The organism is Zemynaea arenosa (assembly GCF_004614185.1).
GTDB lineage: Bacteria > Pseudomonadota > Gammaproteobacteria > Burkholderiales > Burkholderiaceae_D > Telluria > Telluria arenosa.
The window spans coordinates 1-11844 of the sequence record NZ_SPVF01000114.1; the positions used below are offsets into that span (position 1 = coordinate 1).

Annotated in this window: 12 protein-coding genes; 4 read left to right on the forward strand and 8 right to left on the reverse strand. The window is 66.4% G+C overall.

The window, feature by feature from the left end; all coding sequences use genetic code 11:
• Positions 1-142: 142 nt before the first annotated feature.
• A complete protein-coding gene (locus E4L96_RS08490; protein WP_135206783.1) occupies positions 143-2659 on the reverse strand; it encodes a TonB-dependent receptor in 2517 nt (838 codons plus the stop codon).
• 349 nt (positions 2660-3008) lie between these two features.
• Here E4L96_RS08490 and E4L96_RS08495 point away from each other — a divergent pair, with 349 nt between their 5' ends.
• Genes E4L96_RS08495 through E4L96_RS08510 form a run of 4 tightly spaced genes read left to right on the forward strand, consistent with a single transcriptional unit; the run spans position 3009 to position 7140 of the window.
• Positions 3009-3929: a dihydrodipicolinate synthase family protein gene (locus E4L96_RS08495; protein ID WP_135206784.1), complete on the forward strand. Its 921-nt coding sequence runs from the start codon at positions 3009-3011 to the stop codon at positions 3927-3929.
• On the forward strand, positions 3926-5113 hold the full coding sequence (locus E4L96_RS08500) for a mandelate racemase/muconate lactonizing enzyme family protein (RefSeq protein ID WP_135206785.1): 1188 nt from the start codon (positions 3926-3928) through the stop codon (positions 5111-5113). The genes E4L96_RS08495 and E4L96_RS08500 overlap by 4 nt, the downstream gene beginning before the upstream one ends.
• Before the next feature lie 50 nt (positions 5114-5163).
• Positions 5164-5883 carry an IclR family transcriptional regulator gene (locus tag E4L96_RS08505; RefSeq protein ID WP_135206786.1) on the forward strand — a complete coding sequence of 240 codons (720 nt, stop codon included), beginning with the start codon at positions 5164-5166 and terminating at the stop codon, positions 5881-5883.
• 3 nt (positions 5884-5886) lie between these two features.
• Positions 5887-7140, forward strand: coding sequence for an MFS transporter (locus tag E4L96_RS08510; RefSeq protein WP_135206787.1), 1254 nt, complete (start codon positions 5887-5889; stop codon positions 7138-7140).
• 30 nt (positions 7141-7170) lie between these two features.
• Here E4L96_RS08510 and trpA read toward each other — a convergent pair whose 3' ends face one another.
• The 7 genes from trpA to E4L96_RS08545 form a co-directional block, all read right to left on the reverse strand.
• Positions 7171-7968 carry a tryptophan synthase subunit alpha gene (trpA, locus tag E4L96_RS08515; protein WP_135206788.1) on the reverse strand — a complete coding sequence of 266 codons (798 nt, stop codon included), beginning with the start codon at positions 7966-7968 and terminating at the stop codon, positions 7171-7173.
• 14 nt (positions 7969-7982) lie between these two features.
• A complete protein-coding gene (gene trpB, locus E4L96_RS08520; RefSeq protein WP_135206789.1) occupies positions 7983-9230 on the reverse strand; it encodes a tryptophan synthase subunit beta in 1248 nt (415 codons plus the stop codon).
• Entirely contained in the window at positions 9211-9906 is a 696-nt protein-coding gene (locus tag E4L96_RS08525) for a phosphoribosylanthranilate isomerase (protein ID WP_135206790.1), read from the reverse strand. Before E4L96_RS08525 ends, trpB begins: the two co-directional genes overlap by 20 nt.
• 3 nt (positions 9907-9909) lie before the next feature.
• Positions 9910-10242, reverse strand: a complete 333-nt coding sequence (locus E4L96_RS08530) for a helix-turn-helix domain-containing protein (RefSeq protein WP_135206791.1) — start codon at positions 10240-10242, stop codon at positions 9910-9912.
• Positions 10229-10618 carry a type II toxin-antitoxin system RelE/ParE family toxin gene (locus tag E4L96_RS08535; protein ID WP_135206792.1) on the reverse strand — a complete coding sequence of 130 codons (390 nt, stop codon included), beginning with the start codon at positions 10616-10618 and terminating at the stop codon, positions 10229-10231. Before E4L96_RS08535 ends, E4L96_RS08530 begins: the two co-directional genes overlap by 14 nt.
• A gap of 81 nt (positions 10619-10699) precedes the next feature.
• Complete coding sequence (gene truA / locus E4L96_RS08540; RefSeq protein WP_135206793.1) at positions 10700-11497, reverse strand: tRNA pseudouridine(38-40) synthase TruA; 798 nt, start codon at positions 11495-11497, stop codon at positions 10700-10702.
• Positions 11498-11504: 7 nt separating this feature from the next.
• On the reverse strand, positions 11505-11844 hold a 340-nt coding region (locus E4L96_RS08545; protein ID WP_307721635.1), incomplete at its 5' end, for a FimV/HubP family polar landmark protein.

An 11844-nucleotide genomic window follows, 5' to 3' on the forward strand; every position in this document is an offset into this window, starting at 1 on the left:
GCACCAGATCCAGCCCGGCCACCGCCACGCCCTCGGCCCGCAGGCGCGCCGCGATAGCCGCGCCGATGCCGCTGGCCGCTCCCGTGACCAGCGCGCGCCGGCCCCGCAATTCTCCTGTCATACCGCTCTCCAAAAAACAAACTCAGAACTTCATGCTGATGCTGGCCTTGTAGATGCGGCCAAACTGCGCATTGGTCCGCAAGGCTTCGCTCACGCCATCGTAGGTGCGCTGGTGGCTGTTGAGCAGGTTGTTGGCCTCCAGGTTGAGCGAGAAGTTCTTGTTGATGTCATACCGCAGGGTGGACGCGAGATCGGTGTAGGAGCTGTTGTACACACCGGTGTTCGCGGCCGACAGGCTGACCAGGTACGCATCGCGCCAGTTGTACGCGAGGCGCACGCCGAGCGGCCCGGTCTCATAGTAGAGCACAATGTTGGCATTGTTCTTCGACAGGCCCGGGAACGGCAGCACGCGCCCGGCCGCATCGCGGATCGGCGTGGTCGAGTCGATGTACGAGTAGGTCGCCATGGCGCCGAAACCATCCCAGCCCGACGGCAGGAAGTAGAACGGCAGCTGCACCAGCAGCTCGGCGCCCTTGACGGTCGCGCCTTCCCCGTTCACCTTGCGGTTGATGAAGTAGTTGATGCCGTTGTACGACTCGGCGCTCTGCTTCTGGACGATGAAGGACGAGATGTCCTTCGTGAACAGGCCGAGCGAGGCCAAGGCCTGCTTGCCGAAGTACTTTTCGAACGAGACGTCGATCTGGTCAGCCTTGAACGGATTCAGGTTCGGCGAGCCACCCGAACCCGACGCCACGCCGGTCTGCACACCGTTGACGAACACCGCGTTGTTGGACAGCGTGACGCCATTGTTCATGTCCGCCGTGTTGGGGAAGGCCACCACGCGTGCCGCGCCAAAGCGCACCAGGTTGCCGTTGCCCAGGTCCACCCGCGCCACCGCGGACGGCAGCCATTCGCGGTCCTCGCGCGTGAACGTGGTCGGCGTGGCCGCGCCAGTGCCGCTGATGATGTTACCGATCGACTCCAGCTTGCGCTGGACCATGCGCATTCCCGCATTGCCGGACACGTTGAAGCCGGCCAGGTCGGTATCGATGTTCGCCTTGACGTAGGCTTCGTTGAAGGTCTCCTTGACGTTGAACGTGCCGGCGCGCGAATTGACCGTGGTGGACGAATCGCGGCATTGAGCGTCATTGGCGATGGCCGGGAACGCGGCCAGCGAGGAGCAGCTGTCGATGCGGCCGCTGGCGGCCACGATGTAGGACGAGGGCAGCCCGCCGATCGCGCCCGAGCTGGAATACGGCGCCAGGTAGTCTCCCATCTGCGTGGCCGGGATGCCGCCGGTGGGGCGAATGTCCGCGCGCAGCGGGTTCTGGACCGAATCGAGCTTGTTGGTGCGGGCGCCGAATTCGAACGACTCCAGCACCGAACCGCCGATCGACTGGCGCAAGTCCAGCCGCAGGGTCTTGTTGTCGGTGGCGGCGCGGTACAGGTTGTCGAACAGGATGGTGTGGCGCAGCTGCGCGGGCGTATTCAGGTCGATACCACTGATCGCGTAGTTGCCGAAGTCGCCCTGCGTCAGGTCGAAATCGACCACCGGCTGCACGCCGGCCAACGGCTGCAGGCGGAAATAGATCTGGTGGAAGCTCGACTTCGATTTGCCGTACGAGGCTTCCGCCGTGCCGCGCAGCGTATCGGTCAGCACGAACTTGGCGCGCAAGGCCGAGGAGTTGATGTCCGAATCGACATCCGCGAATTCGGTGTTGGAGAGGACGGCGGTGGTAGCGCGGCCCGTCAGCAGCACGTTGTTATCCGAGTAGGTGGCGTTGGACAGGCCATCGGTCGGGTTGAAGGACAGCCAGTAGCGGTTGCGCTCCGACGTGAGCTTGGAGACGAAGGTGTCGCCGGTCAGCTCGAACAGGTTACTCGGGCGCCACTGGATGGCCGCGTTATAGCCGAACTTCTTGCGCTGCTCGGCGATGTCCTGGGCCCGCACGTCCTGGTTGCCGAAGCGCGTGGTCCCGTTGACGGTGTAGGTGCGGTAGCCGGAGAAGGTGTCCAGGCCCTGCTGCGCGAGCTCGCGCTTGTCCGACGACACGGACAGCAGCACGCCCAAGGTGTTGTTCGCGAATTTGCCGGACCACAGGCCGAACAGCTCGGAACCGTATTTGCCGGGCAGCTGGTCATAGGTGCCGGCGGCGCGCACGGCGACCTGCTGGGCCGGGCCGTCCAGCGGCAAACGGCTGCGGATGTCGATGATGCCGCCCAGGCCACCGGCGATCTGCTCGGCGCCGGCCAGCTTGGTCACTTCCAGGCGGTTGATGAGGTCCGAGGGCACCAGCGCCATCACGCCATAGGTGGAGGTGCCCGACTGGTCGAGGCCCGTGCCGCCGCGGCCCGTGGAGTCCACGATCTCGCGGCCATTGAACAGGGTGACGTTCTGGCGGAGGCCCCGGATCGAGACGCTGGTCCCTTCCGCGATGCCGCGGTCCACCTGCACGCCCGAGACGCGCGACAGGGACTCGGCGACGTTGCGGTCGGGGAGCTTGCCGATGTCGTCGGCCACGATGGAGTCGACGATCTGCGCGGCATTGCGCTTGGCATTGCGGGCCGATTCCAGGCTGCGGCGGATGCCGGTGACCATCACGGTTTCCGGTGGCAGCGTGGCCGGGCCGGCGGCACTCGGGGACGTCAGGGAAGCGGGTGCGGCGGGTTGTTCCTGGGTACATCCGCCTGCTGGGCGGCGGCAAAGGCTGGGATCAGCAGCAGGCCGACCATGGGTCCTTGTCTCATCTTGCAATCCTTTTTTAGGTTTTATGCGGGGTGACCGGTGTCTAACATATAGCAACAAAAAAGATAACGCAATAGAATTTTTCTGTGGTGACTTAGCAATTTGCTGAGGAGATACCCCAAACACAGAATGTCTGCTATGCTAATACAGCAACAACGCCAAACAGATGAACTGTGCTATAAAAGCAACGACAAGGATATCCATGAACCCAGCGAACCCCTCCCTGGCGGGCGTACTTCCGATTCTCCCGACCATCTACAACGACAGCGGCGCGATCGACGAGCCAGGCATGCGCCGCGTGCTCGACTACGTGGTGGACTCCGGCGCCAGCGGCGTGGTGTTTCCGGGCTTGGCCAGCGAATACGACATGCTGGCCAAGGACGAGCGACTGCACCTGACCGCGCAGGTGGGCGCCTGGGTGGGCGGGCGGATCCCCTTTGTGGTGGGCGCCAGCGCGCCCGCGCAGGCCGACGCCGCGGCGTATGCGAAAGCCGGTGCACAAGCCGGCGCCAGCGCCGCCATGATCCTCACGCCGCATGCCCTGGCGGGCGACCTCGGTGCGATGGCGGGCTTCTTCCGCGACGTGCACGCAGAATCGGGGATCGACATCATGCTGCAGAACGCCCCTGCGCCGATGGGCATCGGCCTGGCGTTGGACCGCGTGGCCCAGCTGGCACGCGAGGTGCCCGGCATCCGCTATGTGAAGGAAGAGGCCATGCCCTCCGGCCAGCGCATCACGGAACTGAGCGGCCTCGCGGCGGGCGCGGTGGACGCGGTGTTCGGCGGGGCTGGTGGGCGCTACGTGATCGACGAACTGGCGCGCGGCGCACGCGGCACCATGCCGGCCTGCGAGATCTCGGAACTGCACGTGCGGATGTATGACGCCTTCGCGGCCGGCGACGAGCAGCGCGCCCGCGACCTGTTCGAACGCACCCTCCCCCTGCTCAACATGCAGGCCATCTTCCGCTGGCGCCTGACCAAGGCGGTGCTCAAGCGCCGCGGCCTGATCGAGAGCGACCACGTGCGCGCCGCCGGGCCCAAGCTGGACCGCTATGATGTGCAGGAGCTGGACGCGCTGCTGGCGCGCCTGGCCGACCTCCTCCCTTTCGTGAAGACCGCATGAACCCAGCCGCCCTGCCCCGCCACGTTGCCTGCGTCGAGACCTTCATCGTCACCCTGCCGCGCGACACGCCCTACCTTGGCCCGCTGGCCGAGGGCGAATCCGTCAACAGCCGCGGCTACATCGTCCGCAAGGGCAACGGCACCATTTACCCGACCGTGGACCGTTCGGTCGTGGTGCGGGTGACCGCCAGCGATGGCGCGGTCGGCTGGGGTGAGACCTACGGCATCTGCGCGCCGCGCGCCACCTGCGAAATCATCAACGACCTGCTGGCGCCCGTCCTGCTCGGGCGCGACCCGGAGGATGTGGAGCAGGTCTGGGACGACCTGTATGGCCTGATGCGGGTGCGCGGCTGCGGCAGCGGCTTCCACGTGGACGCCATCGCCGCGTTGGACATCGCGCTGTGGGACCTGCGCGCCCAGGGCCGCGGCCTGCCGCTGGCGCGCCTGCTGGCCGACGCCCCTGCAGCCAGCATCCCGTGCTACCTATCCGGACTTCCGGCCGCCACCCTGGCCGAGCGCGTCGAACTCGCGCGCAGCTGGCAGCGCGACGGCATCACTGCCTTCAAGTTTGCGGCAGTGGTCAGCCACGAGGGCGTGGCCGAGGAATTCGCGGCGCTGCGCGCGGGCCTGGGGCCGGACGCGGACATCCTGGCCGACCTGCACTGGAAGTTCAGCGCGGAGGAGGCGATTGCGCTGGCACGCCAGGTCGCGCCCTATCGGCCACGCCTCCTGGAAGCGCCGGTCAAGCCGGAGCTGATCGGCGAGCTGGCGGCCGTGTGCGCGGCCTGCCCGGGCCTGATCGCGGGCGGCGAAGAGTGGTACACCGAATACGAGGCAGCGTTGCGCCTCTCGGCGGCGCGCGTGGCCGTGGTGCAGCCGGAAATGGCGCACACTGGCATCACGCAATTCCGCCGCATCGCCGCGCTGGCGCAGGCGCACGGCGCGCAAGTCGCACCGCATGCCACCATCGGCACCGGCATCTTCCTGGCCGCCAGCCTGCACGTGTCCGCGACGCTGCCCAATCTATGGCAGCACGAATGGCAGCATTCCGTCTTCGAGCGCAACCTGCTGCTGCTGGACACGGACATGGCCGCGCGCGCCGGTCACTACACCGTGCCCACTGGCGCGGGCCTCGGCGCGGCGCCGAACGCGCGCTTCTGGGACCATGCCGTGCCGGTAGCGTGACTGGAACACTTTCGGTTACGCTTATCCGATTCCACCTGAGAGACCACCCTATGCGTTCACAACTCGGCGCCCAGCCGAATCAAAGCCTGATCGACGGCATCGCCACCCTGCAGGCTCTGGCCTCGTCGCCCGAACCCGTCGGCTGCCGCGAGATCGCGCGCCAGCTCGGGCTGGACGCGACCAAGGTCAATCGCCTGCTCAAGACCCTGACCTACCTCGGCATCGCGCGCCAGACCGCCAACCGCAAGTACACGGCTGGTTCGGGCATGCACGTGCTGGCGGCGCAGTCGCTGTTCGCCTCGGGCCTCATCAATCGCGCCCTCCCCGTGCTGGAAAACCTGCGCCGTTACGGCCACACCGTGGCACTGGGCGTGCTGTGGAACGACAGCGTGAGCTACCTGTTCCACGCGCCGCCGGGGCTGGAAATCTCGCGCGGACTCGGGCGTATCAGCCTGCTGCCCGCCACCACGTCCGGCATCGGCATGGTGCTGCTGGCGGAGCTGGACGACGCGGAGGTGGCCGAGATCTACGCGGACAAGGAGATCCCGCGCTTCCCCGGCGGGATCGAGGAGCTGCTGGCCAAGCTGGCCGAGATCCGCGTGCAAGGCTATGCGCGCGTGCACGTGGCGGACGAACGCAACTTCGACGTGGTCGCGGTCTCCACCGGCGAACCGGCGCACGCCGGGCTGGCCCTGTCGGGCTGGATCCCGGAAGGCGCCACCGCCCCGCTGGTGGACGCGCTGCGCCAGGCGGCCAAGGACATCGGCTAGCGTATGGAGTCTTCGTTCACGCCCTCACGCCGCCGCTGGGCCATCCTCGCGCTGCTGTTCTTTTCCACGGTCCTCAATTATGTGGACCGGCAAACGCTCTCCATCCTCGCCAACCATATCCAGATCGACCTGAATATGTCGGTGGTGGACTATGCGCGCATCGTGCAAGTCTTCCTCCTGACCTACACGATCGCATACGTCGCCGCAGGGTGGATCACGGACTGGCTGGGCACCAGGCGCGGACTGGCCCTCTTCGTGGGCTGGTGGTCCATGGCTAACATGCTGACGGGCCTCGTACAGAACGTCGTGCAGCTGGGCGTGGCGCGCGGTGCGCTGGGCCTGGGCGAGGCGGGCAATTACACGGCCGGACCGAAAGCGGTCGGCGAACACTTTCCGCCCGCGGAGCGCGGTTTCGCGGTGGGTGTGTACACGGCGGGCGCCATGGTCGGCGCCACCATCGCCCCGCCCCTGATCGCCTGGCTCGCGCTGAGCTACAGCTGGCGCGCGGCCTTCGTCATCACGGGTGCGGCGGGCCTGGTCTGGATCGCGGTGTGGATGCTGGTGTACCGCGACGCCCCGGCAGCGGCGGCTGCGGGCGCGAAGCCGGCGCGCTATCCGTGGTCCAAGGTGCTGCGCGACCGCTCCGTGTGGGGCCTGGCAGCCACGCGGCTGGTGGCCGATCCGGTCTGGTACTTCTACCTGTTCTGGCTCCCCAAATACATGGCGGACCAGTATGGTTTCGGCCTGGTGCAGGTGGCGCAGCTGGCTTGGATGGTGTACTTGGCCGCGGACTTCGGCAGCATCGGCGGCGGTGTGCTGTCCGGCCTCCTGATCAAGCGCGGGATCGCGAACCAGCGCAGCCGCCTGATCGTGATGACCTGTGCCGCTGCCCTTGGCCCGCTCGGCATGCTGATCGCCACCGGCGTCAGCGCGCCCGTGATGATCGCCCTGGCGGCCGTCGTCGCCTTTGCGCACATGATGTTCCAGGTGAACCTCACCTCCGCTGCAGTCGACCGCTATCCCGGCCACGCCGTGGCCACGGTGTTCGGCGTGATCGCGGCCGGCAGCGGCCTGGGCGGCATGCTCTCGACGCAAGTGGTCGGAGACCTCGTCAGCACCACGGGCTACAAGCCGCTCTTCATCATGATGGGCTGCCTGCATCCAATCGCCTGCGCCCTGGCGTGGTGGGGCTTGTCCGGCGGGCGCCCACAGCATCACGCAGAAACGACAACGCCCGCCGCCACGACTGTCAGCTGACAGCGCGGCGGCGGGCGCCGGGTGCGGGGCTTACTCGTCCAGCGCCTGGCGGATTCCGGAGACGAAGGTGCGTACGGCGTCGACCGCGCGCTCGGGGCCCGCGGACTCGATCTCCTGGATGATGCGGCTGCCGATGACGACGGCGTCGGCCACCTGCGCCACCGCCTTGGCGGTCTGCGCATCGCGGATGCCGAAGCCCACGCCGACCGGGATCGTCACGTGCTCGCGCACGGCGGCCAGGCGGCGCGCCACGTCTTCGGTGTCGATGTTCCCTGCCCCGGTCACGCCCTTGAGCGAGACGTAGTAGCAGAAGCCACTGCCCACCTTGGCCACCTGCGCGATGCGCTGCGGGGTGGAGGTCGGCGCGAGCAGGAAGATCACGTCGAGCTCCTTCGCGCGCATGGCGGCGGCGAATGCTTCACACTCCTCGGGGGGATAGTCGACCACGATGGCGCCATCCGCGCCGCAGTCCACACAGCCTTGGATGAAGGCGTCCGTGCCCATGCGCTCGATCGGATTCGCGTAGCCCATCAGGACCACCGGCGTGTGCGCGTTGGTCTTGCGGAACTCGCGCACGTAGCCCATCACGTCGCGCATGCCGATGTTGAACTTCAGCGCGCGCTCGCAAGCACGCTGGATGACGGGGCCTTCAGCCATCGGGTCGGAAAACGGTACGCCCAGTTCCAGCACGTCCGCCCCGCCCTCGACGAGGGCATGCAGCAGCGGGACGGTCAGCTCCGGTGCCGGGTCGCCGGCGGTGATGAAGGTGACGAGGCCTTTCTTGTCCGCGGCCTTGAGGGCGGCGAACGTCGATTCGATACGGGACATCTCTGGCTCTCCGGTCAGTTGAACTTCAGGCCCGCGCGCTCGGCGACGGTGTGCATGTCCTTGTCGCCGCGGCCGGACAGGTTCACGAGGATGATCTTGTCCTTGCCCAGCGTGGGCGCCAGCTTGGCCGCATAGGCCAGCGCGTGCGAGGACTCCAGCGCGGGGATGATGCCCTCGATGTGGCAGCAGTCGTGGAAGGCCGCGAGTGCCTCCTCGTCCGTGATCGACACGTACTGCGCGCGGCCGATGTCCTTCAGCCATGCGTGCTCAGGGCCCACGCCGGGATAGTCCAGGCCTGCCGACACCGAGTGCGTCTCGATGATCTGGCCGTTCTCGTCCTGCAGGAGGTAGGTGCGGTTGCCGTGCAAAACGCCCGCCACGCCCGCGGTCAGCGAAGCCGCGTGCTTGCCCGAGTCCAGGCCCTCGCCCGCCGCTTCCACGCCGACCAGCTGCGTGTTCTTCTGGTCGATGTAGGGGTAAAAGATGCCCATGGCATTCGAGCCGCCGCCGATGCAGGCGACCACGTAGTCCGGCTGGCGGCCGGTCATCTCGGGCATCTGCTCCAGGCACTCCTCGCCGATCACGGACTGGAAGTCGCGCACCATCATCGGGTAGGGGTGCGGGCCGGCCACGGTACCGATGATGTAGAAGGTGTTCTCGATGTTGGTGACCCAGTCGCGCATCGCTTCGTTGAGCGCGTCCTTGAGCGTCCTGGAGCCCGATTCCACCGGCACCACGGTCGCGCCCAGGAGCTTCATGCGGTAGACGTTCTGCGCCTGGCGCTTGACGTCCTCGCTGCCCATGTAGACCACGCATTCGAGACCGAAGCGCGCGCAGATGGTGGCGGTGGCCACGCCGTGCTGGCCCGCGCCGGTTTCGGCAATAATGCGCGGCTTGCCCATGCGCTTGGCCAGCAGGGCCTGGCCGATCACGTTGTTGATCTTGTGGGCGCCGGTGTGGTTGAGGTCTTCCCGCTTCAGGTAGATCTGGGCGCCGCCGCGCAGCTGGGACCAGCGCTTGGCGTGGTAGATCGGCGAGGGGCGGCCGACGAAGTGCTTGAGCTCATAGCGGAATTCCTCGAGAAATTCCGGGTCGTGCGCGTACCTGGCATAGGCCGCGTTGAGTTCCGCCAGCGCGTGGCTCAGCGTTTCGGCCACGAACGAGCCGCCGTAGGGGCCGAAGTGGCCGGTGGCGTCGGGCAGCTGGTAGTCGGTGGTTTTGAAAAGCGCGGCCTGGCCGCGATCAGCTTGATGATCCTTCATTGGTGTGTCCCATTGGTAGAGTGGCATCGGCCGCCCGCACCGCCGCGATGAAGTCCGCGATCTTGCGGGCGTCCTTGATGCCCTTCGCTTCCTCGACACCGGAGCTGATGTCGACAGCGAAGGGCCGGACGCGTTCAACCGCGCCAGTCGCGTTCTGTACGCTCAAGCCACCACTCAAAACGACCCGAGGCGCGAGTGCGTTTGGGATAAGAGACCAATCAAAAACCTTTCCAGCGCCGCCGTAGGCATCGACGTAAGTGTCGAGCAGGAGGCCCGCAAACAGCGGGGATGCGGCGCGATATGCTGCTTCGTATTCTAGCAGTTCATCCGGCGTGGTGTCCGGTTTGACGCGGAAGGCGCGGATGAACGGGCGCGCGGCGGCGAAGGCCAGCGTGGCGCACTGCTCGGGCGTTTCGTCGCCATGGAACTGCAGCAGGCCGACCGGCGCGGTGCGCACGGTCTCGTTGACCTCTTCCACTGTCGCGTTGACGAACAGGCCCGTGGCCGTGACGAACGGCGGTAGCGCGCGCATCAGCTCCGCCGCGCGCTGCGGTTCCACGTAGCGTGGGCTCTTCGGATAGAACACGAAGCCGATGGCATCCGCCCCCGCCTGCACGGCAGCGGCGACGTCCTGCGCGCGGGTCAGCCCGCAAATCTTGATGCGTGTGCGGTGCATTGGTCAGCCAGCCAAAATTCCGATTCCGTGTTTGTCTACGACTTCGAGCAAGCGCCGAGATGGGCCGCTCGGCTTCTTCTCGCCAGACTCCCATTTGGCCACAGTCGATTTCGTGGTGCCCAAATAGTGAGCAAAGACAGGTTGGCTCATGCGCGCGTTCTTCCGGATCCGGGCGATTCGTTCGGGGTCCATATTCTCTTGTCCACCCAGACACGCGTCATCGAACGACCGCATAGTTTCATCCTTGATGAGGCCGACCTCATGCAAGCCTTTCATTAACTGGTGGACTGAATCGAAAGCATCACTCTCGGCTTTTCGCTTGCTATGAGTCTTCATGACAAATCTCCTGCAATTTCCCAGCGTGCACGGCGACTGCGAGCTCAGGTGCGGTCAGGGCGGCCAATTCGGTCGCAGCGGCTTTGAAGGCGGCCAGCTCGTTCTCGGAGATATTTGCCTGGGCGCTTTTTTGGAACAAATGGACGAAGAACCAGTTCCTGCCGCCCTTCGCGAGAATAATCGATCGGTCGAGGTTGTCGTTCAGGCGCTTCTTGTAAACTCCGCCACCGAGCGAATACGCCTTTGGCGAGGCCTGGACTTCTCTCACGGCCGCGCACAACTCCTCATCGGTTATCCGACGCTTTGCCGCAATCCGTGTGAACTTCGCGCTCTTGAATACCCTGTGTTTTCGCTGGGTTGGAGTGACGACAGACATAGCGGGCACGGGCGTGTCCTTCGCCTTCTCACAGTGGGATAAACTGTACCACCAAGTGGGACAGCAGTCCAATTGTCCAAATCAGAACCAGGGCAGCGGGCTGCGCGGCTCTTGCGGCAGGCCCCACTTGGCATCGTACTCGATTTTGGCGAGGTACAGCCCGTCCGGCATGAAGGTGGGGGCGGCGAGGTCGCGGTTGCGGCCCGCGAGGACTTCGGCCATCCAGCCCGGTTCATTGCGGCCGGTGCCGATGAACACCAGGCAGCCGACGATGTTGCGGACCATGTGGTGCAAGAACGCGGACGCGCGCAGGGTGAACACGATGATGTCCCCTTTGCGCTCGACCGAGATCTCGTGCATCTGCTTGATCGGCGACTTGGCCTGGCAGTCCGACGACCGGAAAGCTGAGAAGTCGTGCGTGCCGATCAAATGCTGGGCCGCCTCGCGCATGCGGTGCTCGTCCAGCGGCCGGAAGGTCCATCCCGCGCGGCCGTGCAGCAGCGCGGCGGGCTGCGGGTGGTTGTACAGCACGTAGTGATAGGTGCGCGAGCGCGCGGCGAAGCGGGCGTGGAACTCGTCCCCGTCCAGCACCGGCAGCTCATGCGCCCAGCGCACGGTGATCGAATCGGGCAGGAAGGCGTTGGTGCCGCGCACCCAGGACTGCTCCGCGCGCACCAGCTCCGTGTCGAAGTGGACCACCTGTTCGGTCGCGTGGACGCCGCGGTCCGTGCGGCCCGCGCAGGTAGTGGCAATGGGCGTGCAGGCAAAGCGCGCGAGGGCTTCCTCGAGCTTGTCCTGCACGGTGTTGCGGGCGGGTTGTTTCTGGTAGCCGTTCCAGGGCGTGCCGTCGTACTGCACGCCGAGTGCGATGCGCCTCATCCAGCGCTCATACCAGCTGCGCGCGCATCGAGTTGGCCTTGGCCACCTGCTCCGGGCTGCCGCCCTTGATGACTTCTTCGATCAGCTCGCGCGCGCCTTCCTTGTCACCGATTTCCTGGTAGGCGATGGCCAGATCCAGCTTGGTCTCCATCTCCATGTGGGCCGGGGACAGCTCGCCCACTTCAGGCAGCGCGGTGGCGTCGTCCGCGGCGGTGGCCGGGAGGTCCAGGTCGATGGCGGAGAGGTCGAAGCCCGCCGGTTCCGGCAGCGGTGCGGAAGCCGCCGCCGCGGCGGGCGAGCCGGCCGGTGCACTGCCCGGCAGGTCGAGGTCGAAGGCATCCAGGTCC

Excerpts from the sequence above, each read along its gene's own strand:
- E4L96_RS08490 (WP_135206783.1), bottom strand. The coding sequence starts at position 2,659 with ATGGTCACCGGCATCCGCCGCAGCCTGGAATCGGCCCGCAATGCCAAG.
- E4L96_RS08495 (WP_135206784.1), top strand. The coding sequence starts at position 3,009 with ATGAACCCAGCGAACCCCTCCCTGGCGGGCGTACTTCCGATTCTCCCG.
- E4L96_RS08500 (WP_135206785.1), top strand. The coding sequence starts at position 3,926 with ATGAACCCAGCCGCCCTGCCCCGCCACGTTGCCTGCGTCGAGACCTTC.
- E4L96_RS08505 (WP_135206786.1), top strand. The coding sequence starts at position 5,164 with ATGCGTTCACAACTCGGCGCCCAGCCGAATCAAAGCCTGATCGACGGC.
- E4L96_RS08510 (WP_135206787.1), top strand. The coding sequence starts at position 5,887 with ATGGAGTCTTCGTTCACGCCCTCACGCCGCCGCTGGGCCATCCTCGCG.
- trpA (WP_135206788.1), bottom strand. The coding sequence starts at position 7,968 with ATGTCCCGTATCGAATCGACGTTCGCCGCCCTCAAGGCCGCGGACAAG.
- trpB (WP_135206789.1), bottom strand. The coding sequence starts at position 9,230 with ATGAAGGATCATCAAGCTGATCGCGGCCAGGCCGCGCTTTTCAAAACC.
- E4L96_RS08525 (WP_135206790.1), bottom strand. The coding sequence starts at position 9,906 with ATGCACCGCACACGCATCAAGATTTGCGGGCTGACCCGCGCGCAGGAC.
- E4L96_RS08530 (WP_135206791.1), bottom strand. The coding sequence starts at position 10,242 with ATGAAGACTCATAGCAAGCGAAAAGCCGAGAGTGATGCTTTCGATTCA.
- E4L96_RS08535 (WP_135206792.1), bottom strand. The coding sequence starts at position 10,618 with ATGTCTGTCGTCACTCCAACCCAGCGAAAACACAGGGTATTCAAGAGC.
- truA (WP_135206793.1), bottom strand. The coding sequence starts at position 11,497 with ATGAGGCGCATCGCACTCGGCGTGCAGTACGACGGCACGCCCTGGAAC.